Genomic DNA, 17849 nt, shown 5'->3' on the forward strand with positions numbered 1-17849 from the left:
CAACTTTTGTTCCGGAGAATGGGAAAAAAAGACGACAAACAAAAAAGTTCGCCCGACGCCGCAGGCGCGGGGAGTGTCCCCCCCCCCCCCCGGCGGCCCCCCCCTTCTCCGTGTGCGGGTCCCGGATCAGGACTTGACGCGGACTTCCTTGCGGAGCTTGGCGGTGAGGGCGGCGGCGTCCTCGGGGGCGCCACCCGTGCCCGTGAGAGCGGAGGCCATGTCGAGCGGAACCACGAAGCCCACGGTGCTGTGGTCCGCCCAGACGCAGATGGTCATGGTGAACGCCGGCGTCGACGAGGCGGCGTCGGCCTCGCTCTTGGCCTGCTGGCACTTGAGGACGGCGCCGTCGAGCTCGGCGGGCTCGTAGGACTTCGGCTCGCCGACCAGGGCCGGCTCGCCCTTCTTGCCCTTGTCCTTGTCGGCCTCGGTCTTGATGGTGGCGAAGACGGTGTCGATGACCTTCTCGGGGTCGTCGATCTCCCCGTAGAGGCCGCTGAAGGAGAGGACCTTGCCCGCGAGGGGGTTGGACTTGTTCTCCACCTGGTAGGAGGCGTTGACCTTCTGGGCGTTCTTGACGCCGTTCTTCTCGGCCTCCTTCAGGGTGTCCTTGTCGGACGATCCACCCTTGTCGGGAGCCTTCTTGTACTCGCTGAGCACCGTCTCCGGGGTGATCAGCTTGTGCGGACCGTCGTCCGCGACGGAGGAGCCGCCACCGCCGAGCACGAAGTACGCGCCCACGCCGATCGCCGCGACCACCGCGACCGCGCCGATGATCCAGCCCGCCTTCGACTTCTTCGGGGCCGGCGGGTGGGGGACGTAGCCGCCGGGGCCCTGGGGGGCGCCGTACGGGGGCTGCTGGCCGTAGGGGCCGGGCTGCTGGGGCTGCTGCTGCGGGTAGCCGTAGGGGGGCTGCTGCGGCGGGACGCCCTGCGGAGCCTGCTGGGGGTAGCCGTAACCGGGCTGCGCGCCGTACGGTCCCGGCTGCTGCGGCTGCTGCCCGTACGGTCCCGGCTGCTGGCCGTAGGGCCCGGGCTGCTGCGGCTGCTGGCCGTACGGGCCCGGCTGGTTGTAGCTCATCGACAGGTTCCCCTCACAGGATGTTTATGCCTACCGAACATCCTGGCGGAACCGCAGGGGCGTCAGTGCGGCGGGGGCCACACCGTTACCGAACCAAAGCGTTTCAGGACAGCACTGCGACACCCCTAAACTGGCCCCGTGACCGAGAACACTCAGCAGCAGACAGCGCCCACCACCGAACTGCCGACCACGTACGCGCCGGCCGAGGTAGAGGGGCCGCTGTACGAGCGCTGGGTGGAGCGCGGGTACTTCGAGGCTGACGCGAAGAGCGAGAAGCCCGCGTACACGATCGTCATCCCGCCGCCGAACGTCACGGGCGCCCTGCACCTGGGCCACGCCTTCCAGGTGACGCTCATGGACGCCCTCACGCGCCGCAAGCGCATGCAGGGCTTCGAGACGCTCTGGCTGCCCGGCATGGACCACGCCGGCATCGCCACCCAGAACAAGGTGGAGCAGCAGCTCGCCGAGGAGGGCAAGTCCCGCCACGACCTGGGCCGGGACGAGTTCGTCGACCGCGTCTGGCAGTGGAAGGGCGAGTACGGCGGCCGGATCCTCGGCCAGTTGCGCCGTCTCGGTGCCGGTCTCGACTGGTCGCGCGAGCGCTTCACCATGGACGAGGGTCTCTCCAAGGCCGTCCAGAAGATCTTCAAGGACCTCTACGAGGACGGTCTGATCTACCGCGCCGAGCGCATCATCAACTGGTGCCCGCGCTGCCTGACGGCCATCTCCGACATCGAGGTCGAGTACCAGGAGGACGCCGGCGAGCTGGTCTCCATCCGATACGGCGAGGGCGACGACTCGCTGGTCGTCGCGACGACCCGCGCCGAGACGATGCTCGGAGACACGGCCGTCGCCGTGCACCCCGAGGACGAGCGGTACAAGCACCTGGTCGGCAAGCAGATCAAGCTGCCGCTGACCGACCGTACGATCCCGGTCGTCGCCGACGAGCACGTCGACCCCGAGTTCGGCACCGGCGCCGTCAAGGTGACCCCGGCGCACGACCCGAACGACTTCGAGATCGGCCGCCGCCACGAGCTGCCCTCGCTCACCGTCATGGACGAGCACGGCATCATCACCGTCCACGGCCCGTTCCTCGGCCTGGACCGCTTCGAGGCCCGCTCGGCGATCGTCGGCGCACTCAAGGAGCAGGGCCGGATCGTCGCCGAGAAGCGCCCGTACATGCACTCCGTCGGGCACTGCTCGCGCTGCAAGACGACCGTCGAGCCGCGTCTTTCGATGCAGTGGTGGGTCAAGGTCGGCCCGCTGGCGCAGGCCGCCGGTGACGCCGTCCGCGACGGCTCCGTCGAGATCCACCCGAAGGAGCTCTCCAAGCGCTACTTCGACTGGGTCGACAACATGCACGACTGGTGCATCTCGCGCCAGCTGTGGTGGGGCCACCGCATCCCGATCTGGTACGGCCCCGAGGGCCAGGTCGTCTGCGTCGGACCGGACGAGGAGGCGCCCGGCACCGAGGCCGAGGGCTGGACCCAGGACCCCGACGTCCTGGACACCTGGTTCTCGTCCGGCCTGTGGCCGTTCTCCACGCTCGGCTGGCCGGAGAAGACCCCGGACCTGGCGAAGTTCTACTCGACCGACGTCCTGCTCACCGGCCACGACATCATCTTCTTCTGGGTCGCCCGAATGATGATGTTCGGCCTGTATGCGATGGACGGCGAGGTCCCGTTCAAGACCGTCGCCCTCACCGGTCTCGTCCGCGACGAGTTCGGCAAGAAGATGTCGAAGTCGAACCCGAACGCGGTCGACCCGCTGGACTGGATGGACGCGTACGGCTCCGACGCCGTCCGCTTCACCCTGGCCAAGGGCGCCACCCCGGGCGCGGACGTCCCGATCGGCGAGGACTGGGTCCAGGCGTCCCGGAACTTCGCCAACAAGATCTGGAACGCGACCCGTTTCGCGATGATGAACGGCGCCACGATCGAGGGCCCGCTGCCGGACGCCTCCGAGATGTCGGCGACCGACCGCTGGATCCTGTCCCGCCTCAACGAGACGGTCGCCCAGGTCGACGCGTACTACGACGACTTCCAGTTCGCCAAGCTCAGCGAGTCGCTCTACCACTTCGCGTGGGACGAGGTCTTCGCCTGGTACGTCGAGCTGTCGAAGACGACGTTCTTCGCGGGCGGCGAGGGCGCCAAGGTCTCCGGCCGGGTCCTCGGCGAGGTCCTGGACGTCATGCTGCGGCTGCTGCACCCGATCGTCCCGTTCGTCACCGACACCCTGTGGACCACCCTCACCGGCGGTGAGTCCCTGGTGATCGCCGACTGGCCGAAGGACAGCGGCTTCCGCGACAAGGCCGCCGAGCAGGAGATCGAGCTCGTCCAGCGGGTCGTCACCGAGGTCCGCCGCTTCCGCAAGGAGCAGGGCCTCCAGGACGCCCAGAAGGTGCCGGCCCGCCTCACCGTCGACGGCACCCCGCTCGTCGCGCACGAGGCCGCCATCCGCCAGATTCTGCGCCTCCAGCCGGAGGGCGAGGGCTTCGCCGCCACCGCCTCCCTGCCGGTCGTCGGCGCCACGGTCGCGCTCGACCTGTCGGGCACGATCGACGTGGCCGCGGAGCGCAAGCGTCTCGCGAAGGACCTCGCGGCCGCGGAGAAGGAGAAGGCCCAGGCGAACGGAAAGCTCGGCAACGAGGCGTTCCTGGCCAAGGCCCCGGACAACGTGGTCGACAAGATCCGCGGCCGCCTCGCCAAGGCGGACGAGGACATCGCCCGCATCGAGGCCCAGCTGGCGAACCTGCCGCAGGCCTAGTACGGCATGACGTAGGGGCCCGGAACCGTGACACGGTTCCGGGCCCCTACGCGTACGCCCGCCGGTACGCCTTCCCGGGGGAGCTGTCGCGAGCAGTGCGGCGGCGAGCGACAGTTGCTCCGGTGATGCGTCGTGCACGGTTCCGAGTGAAACAGGAATAGGGACGAAGTGCCCGATCTCACAACAGACGGGACTTCAGGTCCGCGTCGTCGGGACGAAAGACCTTGGATGATGGAAGGCATGCTCCGCCTCCCCACCGTCCCCGCGCTCCGCCGATGCGTGGACCGGTGGGCGGGCTCGCCCCGCGCCCTCGACGTCGTCGCCGCGCTCAGCGCCTTCGGCCTCATGTGCCTGGACGTGCCGGGGCTCGCCCGCGCGGACAACTCCCTGACCGGCGTCACCGCCACCCTGGTCCTCGCGGCCGGGGCCGCCACCCTGGTGCTCCGGCGCCGGCTGCCCTGGGTGCCGTACCTGGTGGCGCTCGCCCTGATGGGCTGGCTGCACGAGCTGACCATGATCCAGTTCGCGCTGTACTCGATCGGCCGGTACCGGGGGCGCCGCGCCGCCGTCCTCGCCACCCTGCTGTACGTCGGTGTCGCCTACGGCCTCTTCCTGACACCCGGCTGGCCCGCACGGCACGGCGACACCCTGAGCGACTTCCTGAGCCTGGTCGTCCCGATCGGTGTCCTCGCGGCGGGCGTCGGCATCGCCGCGTACCGGCAGGACCTCGTCCGCGCCCTGGAGGTCCAGCGGCGCGAGGCCGCCGCCCGGCAGGCCGTCCAGGAGGAGCGGATCTCCGTCGGCCGGGACGTGCACGACCTGGTCGGCCGCGAGCTGACCGTGCTCGCGGTGCGGGCCGAGGTCCTCGCCGTGCGGGCCAGGGGCGAGGCCCACCGGAAGGACTTCGAGGAGCTCGCGGACACCGCGCGGCGCGCCCACCTCATGCTCAACGAGACGATCGTGCGCCGCGCCGACCGGGACGCGGCCACCCCCGGTCTCGAAGGGCTCGCCGAGCTCGCCGCGGAGAGCGAACGGATGGGCAGCCCCGTCGAGCTGACGGTCGCCGAGGAGGCGAAGGCCCTCTCGCCGCTGCGGCAGGCGGCCGTGCACCGGGTGGTGCGGGAGTGCCTGACGAACGCCGCGAAGCACGCCCCCGGGCTGCCCGTGACGGTCGTGATCACGGTGGAGGGCCCCGATCTGCGCATCGAGGTCCGCAACCCGCTGCCGACGACCCCGCCGGACCCGGCCCCGGTCTCGACCGGCACCGGGCTCTTCTCGATGGAGGAGCGGGTCACCAGCATGGGCGGCACCCTGAAGGCCCGCCGGGAGGGTGGCGGCTACGAGGTGACGGCACTGCTGCCTACGGGCCTCGCCACCCGCTGACGCGTCCGGCGCGCCGTCCCCGCCTTTCCCGCCGCCCGCCGCCGCCCGAAAGGGCCGGGTCCGTGGTCCTGTCGGTCGTGGTGTCGGAACCCGTCCGTAGACTGGGCCCGTGAGTGAGCCGAGCGACCAGAGCGACGACCAGTTCGACGACATCGTCGACACCGAGACCCAGCGCGACCCCGACCTGGCGGTGATCGAGGCCGGCAGCCGCACCCTGCGCACCCAGGGCGGCCGGCCCCAGGGCGACCCGGTGCCGAGCCGCCCCGAGGACCCGGAGCTCGACAAGGCGCTGCGCGAGGTCGAGACCGAGCTGTCCACCCGCTGGGGCGAGACCAAGCTGGAGCCCTCGGTCACCCGGATCGCGGCCCTGATGGACGTCCTCGGCGAGCCGCAGCGCGCGTACCCCTCGATCCACATCACCGGCACCAACGGCAAGACGTCGACGGCCCGCATGATCGAGGCCCTGCTCGGCGCCTTCGAGCTGCGCACCGGGCGGTACACCTCGCCGCACGTGCAGACCATCACCGAGCGCATCAGCCTGGACGGCGCCCCGATCTCCGCCGAGCGGTTCGTCGAGACGTACCAGGACATCAAGCCGTACGTGGAGCTGGTCGACGCCCGGGAGGAGTACCGGCTCTCCTTCTTCGAGGTCCTCACCGGAATGGCGTACGCGGCCTTCGCCGACGCCCCGGTCGACGTGGCCGTCGTCGAGGTCGGCATGGGCGGCACCTGGGACGCGACGAACGTCGTCGACGGCTCCGTCGCCGTCGTCACCCCCATCGACCTGGACCACACGGACCGGCTCGGCTCGACGACCGCCGAGATCGCCGGCGAGAAGTCCGGGATCATCAAGCAGGGCGCGACCGTGATCCTGGCCCAGCAGCCGGTGGACGCGGCGCAGGTCCTGCTGAAGAAGGCCGTCGAGGCGGACGCCACCGTGGCCCGCGAGGGCATGGAGTTCGGCATCGTGGCCCGCGAGGTCGCGGTCGGCGGCCAGCTCCTCACCCTGCGCGGCCTGGGCGGCGAGTACGACAACATCTTCCTGCCGCTGCACGGCGCCTACCAGGCGCACAACGCGGCGGTGGCGCTGGCGGCGGTCGAGGCCTTCTTCGGGATCGGCTCGGAGCACGCGCGGACCCTGGACCTCGACACGGTCCGGCAGGCCTTCGCCCAGGTGGCCTCGCCCGGCCGTCTGGAGATCGTCCGCTCGTCCCCGACGGTGATCCTGGACGCCGCGCACAACCCGCACGGCGCGCGGGCGACGGCGGAGGGCGTAGCGGAGGCCTTCGGCTTCTCGCGGCTCGTCGGCGTGGTCTCCACGAGCGGCGACAAGGACGCCAGGGGCCTCCTGGAGGCCTTCGAGCCGATCTTCGCGGAGGTCGTCGTCACGGCGAACTCCAACCCGCGGGCCACGGACGTGGACGAGCTCGCCGCCGTCGCGGTCGAGGTCTTCGGCGAGGACCGGGTCGTCGTGGAGCCGCGGCTGCCCGACGCCCTGGAGGCGGCCGTCACCCTCGCGGAGGAAGAGGCCGAGTACGGCGGCGCGGGTGTCCTCGTGACCGGTTCGATCTTCACGGTCGGCGACGCCCGGCTGCTGCTGCGAAGGGGCTGAACCCGATGCGTACGCTCTGTTCCTCGACCCTCATCGGCGAGTTCTTCGTGATCGGCTTCGCCGGTCTCGTCGCGATGAAGGACGACAGTCTCGCGATGTCCACCGTCTGGTGGGTCTGCGGTGTCGCGATGGTCGTCTCGGTGCTGCTCTGTGGGATGGTCACCCGCCCCGGCGGTGTGCAGCTCGGCTGGGCCCTGCAGATCGGTCTGATTCTCAGCGGCTTCGTCGTGCCGACGATGTTCTTCCTCGGGGCGGTTTTCGCCGGTCTGTGGTGGGCCTCTGTTCACTATGGGCGACGGATCGACGACATCAAGGCACGGTGGGCCGAGGCCCAGGCCGCCGGGGCCTCGGCAGGGCCTGACGCTGCGTAATCGAGGGGCGTGCGGGGCCTGTAGCCTCGGAGGTCCCGCACACCGCTTTTCCGAAGGAGTTCCCCCGTGAGCCAGCGCACGCTCGTCCTGCTCAAGCCCGACGCCGTCCGCCGTGGCCTGGTCGGCGAGATCATCGGCCGTATCGAGCGCAAGGCCGGCTGGACCCTGGCGGCCCTGGAGCTGCGCGAGCTGGACCAGGAGACCCTGGAGCAGCACTACGGCGAGCACAAGGGCAAGCCCTTCTACGAGCCGCTGATGGGCTTCATGTCCTCCGGCCCCGTCGTCGCGCTCGTCGTCGAGGGCGAGCGGGTCATCGAGGGTGTCCGCCAGCTGGCCGGTCCGACCGACCCGATCGCCGCCGCGCCCGGTTCGATCCGCGGCGACTTCGGCACCATCGTCCGGGAGAACCTGATCCACGCCTCCGACTCGGAGGAGTCGGCCCTGCGCGAGCTGAAGATCTTCTTCCCCGGTCTGGTCTGAGCCGACCCGACGTCGCTGACTCGGCGTCAGCCGAACGCAGCAGCAGCCTGTGGGGCGACCGAAGGAATTCGGTCGCCCCCAGGCATATGAACGCCGATCCCGGGAACGGATCGCCGCGTCCTACCGTCACCTGTACAGAGGTGGACCACCGCGCGGTATCCGGGCGGGCGGCACTACGATGGAAAACTCCACGCCGCACCACCTTCAGCCACCCATTTCAGCCACCGTTTCGCCTGCCTGAGAAGCCGTCAACGCTCGCTGGGGAAGGCCCGAAGCATCCTCATGGGAAACAAGGGGAACTCAATGTCGTTCATCGGCCGTGACATGGCTATCGACCTCGGGACTGCCAACACGCTGGTGTACGTCAGGGGGCGTGGCATCGTCCTCAACGAGCCGTCCGTCGTCGCGATCAACACCAACACCGGCGGCATCCTCGCGGTGGGCGCCGAGGCGAAGAAGATGATCGGCCGGACCCCCGGCAACATCGTCGCCGTCCGGCCCCTGAAGGACGGCGTGATCGCCGACTTCGAGATCACCGAGCGGATGCTCCGCTACTTCATCCTCAAGATCCACAAGCGCCGCTACCTGGCCCGCCCCCGGGTCGTCGTCTGCGTGCCCTCCGGTATCACCGGAGTGGAGCGCCGCGCCGTCATCGAGGCCTCGACGCAAGCAGGTGCCCGCCAGGTGCACATCATCGAGGAGCCCATGGCGGCGGCCATCGGCTCGGGCCTCCCGGTCCACGAGGCCACCGGCAACATGGTCGTGGACATCGGCGGCGGCACCACCGAGGTCGCCGTCATCTCCCTCGGCGGAATCGTCACGGCACAGTCGATCCGGGTCGCCGGCGACGAGTTGGACAACGCGATCATCCAGCACATCAAGAAGGAGTACTCGCTCCTCCTCGGTGAGCGGACCGCCGAGCAGATCAAGATCACCATCGGCTCCGCGTACGACCTCGACAAGGACGAGCACACCGAGATCCGCGGTCGCGACCTCGTCTCCGGTCTGCCGAAGACCGTGGTCATCTCGGCCGCCGAGGTCCGCAAGGCCATCGAGGAGCCGGTGAACGCCATCGTCGACGCGGTGAAGACCACCCTCGACAAGTGCCCGCCCGAGCTCTCCGGTGACGTCATGGACCGCGGCATCGTTCTCACGGGTGGCGGCGCCCTGCTCCGCGGCCTCGACGAGCGCCTCCGCCGCGAGACCGGAATGCCGATCCACATCGCCGAGGACCCGCTGGACTCGGTGGCGCTCGGCTCCGGCAAGTGCGTGGAGGAGTTCGAGGCCCTCCAGCAGGTCCTGGACGCCCAGCCGCGCCGCTAGCACCACCCGTACGGCCCACGCGAGCACCACCGCACGGCCGTACGACCGCACAGTCGAACAACCGAACCACGAGGAAAGGCACGGCCGCCGCACGTGAGGGACACACGAGAGAGCCGGCTGCTCCTGGTGCTGCTGATCGCCATCGCGTTCGCACTGATCACGGTGGACATCCGCGGCGGCCAGGAGTCACCCGTCGACGGTGCCCGGCAGGCCGCAGCGGCGGTCTTCGGTCCGGTCGAGAACGGTGTGGCGGCCGCCGTCGACCCCATCGGCAACGCCATAGGCGCGGTCAGGGACTCCGGCGAGCGGCACACCCGGATCGCCGCTCTGGAGAAGGAGAACGCCGAGCTCAAGGCGGAGCTCGGCAGCGACGACCGCAACCGCAACCGGCTGCGCGAACTCGACTCCATCCTGAAGACCGCCGGCGCCGGGCAGTACGGCATCAAGGGCGCGCAGGTCATCGCCATAGGAGCGGCCCAGGGCTTCTCCTGGACCGTCACCGTCGACGTGGGCGCGCGCGACGGCATCAAGCGGGACATGACCGTGCTGAACGGCTCCGGGCTGGTCGGCCGCGTCACCACCGTCGGCCCGTCGACCTCCACGGTGCTGCTCGCCAACGACCCCGACTTCACCGTCGGCACGCGCATGGAGAAGTCCGACGAACTCGGCTTCGCCACCGGCCAGGGCGACCGGCCGCTGCTCGTACAGCTCCTCAACGGCAAGGCCAAGGTGAAGCCCGGCGACCGGCTCGTCACCTTCGGCTCGCGCGCCGACAAGCCCTTCGTACCGGGCGTCCCGGTCGGCGAGGTCGTCCGCGTCGACCCCGCGGGCGGCGGCCTGACCCGCAACATCTACGTCCGCCCGTACGTCGGCTTCACCAAGCTCGACATCGTCGGCGTCGTCGTCCAGGCCCCCCGCGCCGACCCGCGCGACATGGTCCTGCCGCAGAAGCCCAAGCCCGCGCCGACCGTGACGGTCACGGTGACACCACCGCCACCGGACGGACAGCAGGCCGCCGACGGACAGCGGAATCAGCAGGGCCGGAACCAGCAGGGCCAGGACCAGGGGGACGTGACACCGTGAAGTTCAACCGGATCCTCCTCTCCGCCACCCTGATCGTGGTGGCCCTGGTCGTACAGGTCTCCGTGCTCGCCCGGCTCCAGCTGCCCGGCGCCGTCCCCGACCTGGTCCTGCTCACCGTGGTCGGCCTGGCCCTGGTGTACGGACCGGTCAGCGGCTCGCTCATCGGCTTCAGCGCCGGCCTCCTCGCCGACCTGGCCCCGCCCGCCGACCACGCCGCAGGCCGCTACGCCCTCGTGCTCTGCGTCATCGGCTACCTCGTCGGCCTGGCCCGCCCGGAGAACGGCCGGCTGACCTCGGCGGTCGGCCCGATGGCCGTCGTCGTCGCGGCCGCCGTCGGCTCCACCCTGCTGTACGCGGGCGTGGGCGCACTCGTCGGCGACACCGCCGCCCGCCATGTCGGCCTGGGCTTCCTGCTCTTCACCGCGGCCGTGTACGACCTGCTCCTCGCGCCCTTCACGGTGCCGCTCATCATGGCGCTGGCACGTCGCGCGGAGAACGACCCGCTCGCCGACGCGGGCGGCGGCAACAGCGCCGACGTCGCCTCCGGCTGGCTCTCCTCCGGCACCGGCCTGAGGATCGGCAACCAGCGGGGCGGCCTTCGGGTGAAGACCGCCCGGAGCCGCGCCTCACGGGCCGGACGCATCAAGGGAGTCAAGCGACTGTGACCGAGGGGGCACCGGCGGTATGAGCAACATCCCCGAGACAGGGCGGACCCCGCGGGTCCAGATCCGGCTCGTCGTCATCCAGATCCTCGTCTTCTCACTGCTGCTGACCCTGGGGGGCCGGCTCTGGTACCTCCAGATCCGCAACGGCAAGGAGTACACGGACGAGGCGAAGAACAACCACGTCCAGCAGGTCGTGCAGCCCGCCGTGCGCGGCTCCGTCCTCGACGCCCGCGGCGTCCCGCTCGCGGACAACGAGACCCGGCTCGTGGTCTCCGCGTCCCGCACCGAGATGATGAAGATGAAGGACCGCGGCAAGACGGTCCTGACCCGGCTCGCCGACGTCCTCGACATGAAGCCCGACGACGTCATCAACAAGATCCGGCTCTGCGACTCCAAGACCCCGAAGCCCTGCTGGAACGGTTCGCCCTACCAGCCGATCCCGGTCACGGACGAGGCCACCACCCAGCAGGCCCTCCAGATCCGCGAACGCGCCGAGGACTTCCCCGGCATCACTGCCGAACCCACCGCCGTACGCCGCTACCCGGCGCCCGGCAAGTCCCGCACCTCGCAGGTCCTCGGCTACCTCTCGCCCGTCACCGACGGCGAGATCGAGAAGGCCAAGGACACCGACTCGCCGTTCCTCCGCTCCGACCAGATCGGCCGCTCCGGCCTGGAGCGCACGTACGACAAGGAACTGCGCGGCAAGGCCGGCGTCACCCGCTACGAGGTCGACAACCTCGGCCGGGTCATCGGCCAGGCCCAGAACGACCCCGCGGTCCCCGGCTCCAACGTCGTCACCTCCATCGACGCCCGCGTGCAGGCGGTCGCCGAGTGGGAGCTGCACAACGCGATGGTCGAGGCCCGCAAGGTGCACGACAAGAACACCAGCGAGAACTACAAGGCCGACTCCGGCGCCGTCGTGGTCATGGAGAACAAGACCGGCCGCATCGTCGCCATGGCCTCCCAGCCCGACTACGACCCCAACGCCTGGGTCGGCGGCATCTCCGCCAAGGACTACGCGGCCCTCACCGGCAAGGGCTCCAACTTCCCGCTCCTCAACCGGGCCATCCAGGGCCAGGCCGCCCCCGGCTCGATCTTCAAGGTCATCCCGACGACCGCCGCCGTCAACGCCGGATACGACTTCAACGGGCGCTACCCGTGCCCCTCCTCGTACTCCATCGGCAACCAGGTCTTCAAGAACTTCGAGTCCCAGGGCCACGGCTCCATCACCCTCGGCCAGGCCCTCGAGGTCTCCTGCGACACCGTCTACTACGCCCTCTCCCACCAGCAGTGGCAGAAGGACGGCGGGATGAAGCCGAAGAAGGACGCCAAGGACTGGTTCTACAAGACGGCCCACCAGTTCGGCCTCGGCGCCGAGACCGGCATCGACCTCCCCAACGAGGTCACCGGCCGGGTCCCCGACCGGAAGTGGAAGCAGGACTTCTGGGCGGACAACAAGGACTACTGGTGCCGCATCGGCAAGAGGGGCGGCACGTACGTCCAGCAGCTCTCGTACGAGAACTGCCTCGAAGGCAACCTGATGCGCGCCGGTGACTCCGTCAACTACTCCATCGGGCAGGGCGACACCCTCGTCACCCCCATCCAGATGGCCACCATCTACGCGGCCATCGCCAACGGCGGCACCCTCTGGAACCCCACCGTCGGCAAGGCGATCATCAGCCCCGACGGCAAGAAGGTCACCGAGATCAAGCCCAAGGCGCACGGCAGGCTCCCCATGGACACCAAGACGCAGTCCTTGATAGAGGAGGCCCTCGCGGGAGTCGCCACCCGCGGTACGGCCGCCTGGCGTTTCGGCGGCTGGCCGCAGGACAAGATCCCGATGCACGCCAAGACGGGAACCGCCGAGGTCTACGGCAAGCAGACGACCTCCTGGTTCGCCACGTACACCAAGGACTACGCGATCGTCATGACGATCGCCCAGGGTGGTACGGGCTCCGGTGCCTCCGGCCCCGCCGTCCGCAACATCTACGACGCCCTCTACGGACTCGACGACGCCGGCAACCAGGACCTCAAGCGGGCCCTGCTGCCGCAGCCGCAGAAGGCCCTCCCGAAGATCGAGGCCGACGGCTCCATCGACGCCCCGAAGATCAAGCCGTACGACCCGGAGGTCGGGAAGGTCGACCCCGACGCGCCCCTGAACACGCCGGACGACACGCAGCAGCCCGACCCGGCCGACCCGGACCGGGCCGACCCCGACAAGCCCGACCAGCAGGAACTCGCGGGCCCGCCCGCCGCCTGGCGGAGGGACTGAACCCATGACCGCACCCCACGGCTTCTCCGTCTCCCGGTACGCCCCCGAGCGCGGCACGCTCGCCAAACTGGCCGCCCGCGACTCGGTGGTCCGCCGGCTCGACTGGCCGATACTGCTCTCCGCGCTCGCGCTCTCCTTCATCGGAGCGCTGCTCGTCTGGTCCGCCACCCGCGGCCGCACCGAGCTCAACAACGGCGACCCGTACTACTTCCTCTTCCGGCACGTGCTCAACACCGGCATCGGCGTCGCCCTGATGATCGGCACGATCTGGCTCGGCCACCGCACCCTGCGCGGTGCGGTCCCGGTCCTCTACGGACTCTCGATCGTGCTGATCCTCGCCGTCCTCACCCCGCTCGGCGCCACCATCAACGGCGCCCACGCGTGGATCGTCGTCGGCGGCGGCTTCTCGCTCCAGCCCAGCGAGTTCGTGAAGATCACGATCATCCTGGTGATGGCGATGCTGCTGGCCGCGAAGGTCGACGCCGGCGACCAGATCCACCCCGACCACCGCACCGTCGCCAAGGCCCTCACCCTGGCCGCGCTCCCCATGGGCATCGTCATGCTGATGCCCGACCTCGGCTCGGTCATGGTCATGGCCGTCATCGTGCTCGGCGTGCTGCTCGCCTCCGGCGCCTCCAACCGCTGGGTCCTCGGACTGATCGGCGCCGGCGTCGGCGGCGCCGTCCTCGTCACCGCGCTCGGCATGCTCGACGAGTACCAGATCAACCGCTTCGCGGCCTTCGCCAACCCCGACCTCGACCCGGCCGGCGTCGGCTACAACACCAACCAGGCCCGGATCGCGATCGGCTCCGGCGGCCTCCTCGGATCCGGACTCTTCAAGGGCTCACAGACCACCGGCCAGTTCGTGCCCGAGCAGCAGACCGACTTCGTCTTCACGGTCGCGGGGGAGGAGCTGGGCTTCGTCGGCGCCGGCCTGATCCTGCTGCTCCTCGGCGTCGTCCTCTGGCGGGCCTGCCGGATCGCCCGCGAGACCACCGAGCTCTACGGCACGGTCGTCGCGGCCGGGATCATCGCCTGGTTCGCCTTCCAGTCCTTCGAGAACATCGGCATGACGCTCGGCATCATGCCGGTCGCCGGCCTGCCGCTGCCGTTCGTCTCGTACGGCGGCTCGTCGATGTTCGCGGTGTGGGTGGCGATCGGACTGCTCCAGTCCATCAGGGTCCAGCGGCCCATGACGGCCTAGAGGACAGCCGGCCGATCCCCCAGGGGATTTCCGGACAGGCTGATGGGCGTACTCCCGCGGAGTTCACTTCCCGTCTAGATTCGATTCATGGCGGACACGAAGCGCGAGATCGAGCGGAAGTACGAAGCCACCTCCCGGACCGGCCTCCCGGACCTGACCCGGGCGGCCGGGGTCGCCTCGGTCACCGACGAGGGCGTCACCGAACTCGACGCCGTCTACTACGACACACCCGACCTCAGGCTCGCCGCCGACGACCTCACCCTGCGCCGCCGCACCGGCGGCGCGGACGCCGGCTGGCACCTGAAGTTCCCCGTCGCCCCCGGCATCCGCGACGAGATCAGAGCCCCGCTCTCGGACACGCTCCCGCGGTCCCTGGCGGGGCTCCTGCGGTCCCGCGTCCGGGACGCCGAGGTCGTCCCCGTCGTCCGCCTCCGCTCCTCCCGTGACGTCCGCCACCTCCGCGCCGACGACGGCACCCTCCTCGCCGAACTCTCCGTGGACACCGTCCACGCCGAGGGCCTCACACGCGGGGGAGAGGCCGCCTGGACCGAGATCGAGGTCGAACTCGCCGACGACACCGACCCCGCCGTCCTCGACGCCGTCGAGAAGCGCCTCAGGAAGGCCGGCATCCGGCCCTCGGACTCCCCGTCGAAACTGTCGCGCGCGCTCGCCGAGACGGGCGTGGAACCCGAGGCGCCCGCGGCACCGCCGGAGCAGCCCGGTGCACCCGGCACCGCCGGAGCCGCCGTCCTCGCCTACGTACGGGAACAGGTCGAGGCGATCGTCACGTACGACCCCGCCGTACGCCGCGACCTGCCCGACGCCGTCCACCAGCTGCGCGTCGCCTGCCGCCGACTGCGCAGCGCCTTCAAGACGTATCGGAAGGTCCTGGACCGCGAGGCCACCGACCCGATCGGCGAGGAACTGAAGTGGCTCGCCGGAGAGCTCGGCGTCGCCCGCGACCAGGAGGTCCTCGATGCCCGCCTGCGCGCCCGCCTCGGTGAACTGCCCCGCACCCTGGTCCTCGGACCGGTCCGGGCCCGGCTGCGCCGCCGTGACGCCGCCCATGGCAGGAACGCCCGCCGCCAGGCCCTCGCCGCCCTCGACTCCGCCCGCCACCTCGCCCTGCTCGGAGCCCTCGACGCGCTCCTCGCCGACCCGCCGCTGAGCAAGGACGCCGCCGGCGACGCCCGGACCGTCCTCGCCCGCGCCGTCCGCAAGGACCACGACCGCCTCGCCGGCCGGATCGGCCGCGCCCTCACCCTCGAACCCCAGGACGCACGCGACCTCGCCCTCCACGAGGCCCGCAAGGCCGCCAAACGCGCCCGCTACGCGGCCGAGGCCGCCCGCCCCACCCTCGGGAAGCCCGCGAAACGGCTGGCGAAACGCGTGAAGGCCGTCCAGACCCTGCTCGGCGAGCACCAGGACGCCGTCGTCGCCAGGGGCACCCTGCGGGAGCTCGCGATCGTGGCCCACGGGGCCGGCGAATCGGCCTTCACCTGGGGACTTCTGTACGGACACGAGGAAGCCGCGGCGGCGGCCGCCGAGCGGGCGCTCCCCGAGGTGTGGGCCAGGGCCTCGGCCCCGGAACTCACGGCGTCCCTGACCCACTGAGCACCGGGGTACGCTTGAGAGTCGCCCCCCTGCCAGCTCACGAAGGTTCGAGATGTCTGCTGCCGAGTCTGTCTTCCCGCAGCTCGAAGCTCTGCTCCCGCACGTGCAGAAGCCGATTCAGTACGTCGGTGGAGAGCTGAACTCCACGGTCAAGCCGTGGGAGTCCGCCGATGTCCGCTGGGCGCTGATGTACCCGGACGCGTACGAGGTCGGTCTGCCCAACCAGGGCGTCATGATCCTGTACGAGGTGCTCAACGAGCGCGAGGGCGTCCTCGCGGAGCGCACCTACAGCGTCTGGCCGGACCTCGAGGAGCTGATGCGGGAGCACCAGGTCCCGCAGTTCACGGTCGACAGCCACCGCCCCGTCGGCGCGTTCGACGTCTTCGGCCTGAGCTTCTCCACGGAGCTCGGCTACACGAACATGCTCACCGCCCTCGACCTGGCCGGCATTCCGCTGGAGTCGAAGGACCGGACCGTCGACCACCCGATCGTGCTTGCGGGCGGCCACGCGGCCTTCAACCCCGAGCCGATCGCGGACTTCATCGACGCGGCGATCATCGGCGACGGCGAGCAGGCCGTCCTCGACATGACCGAGATCATCCGCGCCTGGAAGGCCGAGGGCCGGCCGGGCGGCCGCGAGGAGGTCCTCTTCCGCCTCGCGAAGACCGGCTCGGTGTACATCCCGCGCTTCTACGACGTCGAGTACCTGCCGGACGGCCGCATCGGCCGTGTCGTGCCCAACAGGTCCGGCGTGCCGTGGCGTGTCTCCAAGCACACCGTCATGGACCTCGACGAGTGGCCCTACCCCAAGCAGCCCCTCGTGCCGCTCGCGGAGACCGTCCACGAGCGCATGTCCGTCGAGATCTTCCGCGGCTGCACCCGCGGCTGCCGCTTCTGCCAGGCCGGCATGATCACGCGCCCCGTGCGGGAGCGAAGCATCACCGGCATCGGCGAGATGGTCGAGAAGGGTCTCAAGGCGACGGGCTTCGAGGAGGTCGGCCTCCTCTCGCTGTCGTCCGCGGACCACTCCGAGATCGGCGAGATCGCCAAGGGCCTCGCCGACCGGTACACGGAGGACAAGGTGGGCCTGTCCCTCCCGTCCACCCGTGTCGACGCCTTCAACGTGGACCTGGCCAACGAGCTGACCAGGAACGGGCGCCGCTCCGGTCTCACCTTCGCCCCCGAGGGCGGCTCCGAGCGCATGCGTAAGGTCATCAACAAGATGGTCTCGGAGGAGGACCTCATCCGGACCGTCTCCACCGCGTACGGCAACGGCTGGCGCCAGGTGAAGCTGTACTTCATGTGCGGCCTGCCGACGGAGACCGACGAGGACGTCCTCCAGATCGCCGACATGGCGATGAACGTGATCGCCGAGGGCCGCAAGGTCTCCGGCCAGAACGACATCCGCTGCACCGTCTCCATCGGCGGTTTCGTCCCCAAGCCGCACACCCCGTTCCAGTGGGCCCCGCAGCTGTCGGCAGAGGAGACGGACGAGCGGCTGCGCAAGCTCCGCGACAAGATCCGCGGCGACAAGAAGTACGGCCGCTCGATCGGCTTCCGCTACCACGACGGCAAGCCCGGCATCGTCGAGGGCCTCCTCTCCCGCGGCGACCGCCGCATCGGCGCCGTCATCCGCGCGGTCTACGAGGACGGCGGCCGCTTCGACGGCTGGCGCGAGCACTTCTCGTACGACCGCTGGATGGCCTGCGCCGAGAAGACGCTGCCGGAGATGGGCGTCGACGTCGCCTGGTACACGACCCGCGAGCGCACCTACGAGGAGGTCCTGCCCTGGGACCACCTGGACTCCGGTCTCGACAAGGACTGGCTCTGGGAGGACTGGCAGGACTCGCTCGACGAGACCGAGGTCGAGGACTGCCGCTGGACCCCGTGCTTCGACTGCGGCGTCTGCCCGCAGATGGACACCCACATCCAGATCGGCCCCACCGGCAAGAAGCTGCTGCCGCTGTCGGTCGTGAAGTAGCCCACGGAAGAACCCGCC

General features: G+C 70.3%; 13 protein-coding genes. 12 read left to right on the forward strand and 1 reads right to left on the reverse strand.

Features of this window, described 5'->3' with window-relative positions; translation table 11 throughout:
• Positions 1-126: 126 nt before the first annotated feature.
• Positions 127-1077 carry a hypothetical protein gene (locus tag ACZ4XX_RS14920; RefSeq protein ID WP_468508344.1) on the reverse strand — a complete coding sequence of 317 codons (951 nt, stop codon included), beginning with the start codon at positions 1075-1077 and terminating at the stop codon, positions 127-129.
• A gap of 138 nt (positions 1078-1215) precedes the next feature.
• Between ACZ4XX_RS14920 and ACZ4XX_RS14925 the strand changes: the two genes are divergently transcribed.
• The 12 genes from ACZ4XX_RS14925 (at position 1216) to ACZ4XX_RS14980 (ending at position 17831) form a co-directional block, all read left to right on the forward strand.
• Complete coding sequence (locus ACZ4XX_RS14925) at positions 1216-3843, forward strand: valine--tRNA ligase (RefSeq protein ID WP_468508345.1); 2628 nt, start codon at positions 1216-1218, stop codon at positions 3841-3843.
• A 240-nt stretch (positions 3844-4083) separates the two neighbouring features.
• On the forward strand, positions 4084-5226 hold the full coding sequence (locus ACZ4XX_RS14930) for a sensor histidine kinase (RefSeq protein ID WP_468508346.1): 1143 nt from the start codon (positions 4084-4086) through the stop codon (positions 5224-5226).
• A 109-nt stretch (positions 5227-5335) separates the two neighbouring features.
• Positions 5336-6838 carry a bifunctional tetrahydrofolate synthase/dihydrofolate synthase gene (gene folC / locus ACZ4XX_RS14935; protein ID WP_468508347.1) on the forward strand — a complete coding sequence of 501 codons (1503 nt, stop codon included), beginning with the start codon at positions 5336-5338 and terminating at the stop codon, positions 6836-6838.
• Between the two features lie 5 nt (positions 6839-6843).
• Complete coding sequence (locus ACZ4XX_RS14940; RefSeq protein WP_468508348.1) at positions 6844-7209, forward strand: DUF4233 domain-containing protein; 366 nt, start codon at positions 6844-6846, stop codon at positions 7207-7209.
• A 66-nt stretch (positions 7210-7275) separates the two neighbouring features.
• Positions 7276-7689, forward strand: a complete 414-nt coding sequence (gene ndk / locus ACZ4XX_RS14945; protein WP_121830245.1) for a nucleoside-diphosphate kinase — start codon at positions 7276-7278, stop codon at positions 7687-7689.
• 303 nt (positions 7690-7992) lie between these two features.
• The gene (locus ACZ4XX_RS14950; RefSeq protein ID WP_030317599.1) at positions 7993-9012 is read left to right on the forward strand and encodes a rod shape-determining protein; all 1020 of its coding nucleotides are present in this window, start codon (positions 7993-7995) and stop codon (positions 9010-9012) included.
• A gap of 93 nt (positions 9013-9105) precedes the next feature.
• Positions 9106-10095, forward strand: coding sequence for a rod shape-determining protein MreC (mreC, locus tag ACZ4XX_RS14955; protein WP_468508349.1), 990 nt, complete (start codon positions 9106-9108; stop codon positions 10093-10095).
• Positions 10092-10760: a rod shape-determining protein MreD gene (mreD, locus tag ACZ4XX_RS14960; RefSeq protein WP_468508350.1), complete on the forward strand. Its 669-nt coding sequence runs from the start codon at positions 10092-10094 to the stop codon at positions 10758-10760. The genes mreC and mreD overlap by 4 nt, the downstream gene beginning before the upstream one ends.
• Positions 10761-10779: 19 nt before the next feature.
• Positions 10780-13032, forward strand: coding sequence for a penicillin-binding protein 2 (gene mrdA / locus ACZ4XX_RS14965; RefSeq protein ID WP_468508351.1), 2253 nt, complete (start codon positions 10780-10782; stop codon positions 13030-13032).
• A 4-nt stretch (positions 13033-13036) separates the two neighbouring features.
• Positions 13037-14236: a rod shape-determining protein RodA gene (gene rodA / locus ACZ4XX_RS14970; RefSeq protein ID WP_468508352.1), complete on the forward strand. Its 1200-nt coding sequence runs from the start codon at positions 13037-13039 to the stop codon at positions 14234-14236.
• A gap of 87 nt (positions 14237-14323) precedes the next feature.
• Positions 14324-15850, forward strand: coding sequence for a CYTH and CHAD domain-containing protein (locus ACZ4XX_RS14975; RefSeq protein WP_468508353.1), 1527 nt, complete (start codon positions 14324-14326; stop codon positions 15848-15850).
• A 52-nt stretch (positions 15851-15902) separates the two neighbouring features.
• Positions 15903-17831, forward strand: coding sequence for a TIGR03960 family B12-binding radical SAM protein (locus tag ACZ4XX_RS14980; protein ID WP_468508354.1), 1929 nt, complete (start codon positions 15903-15905; stop codon positions 17829-17831).
• Positions 17832-17849: the final 18 nt, after the last annotated feature.

This window comes from Streptomyces sp. NPDC029956, from assembly GCF_055574655.1.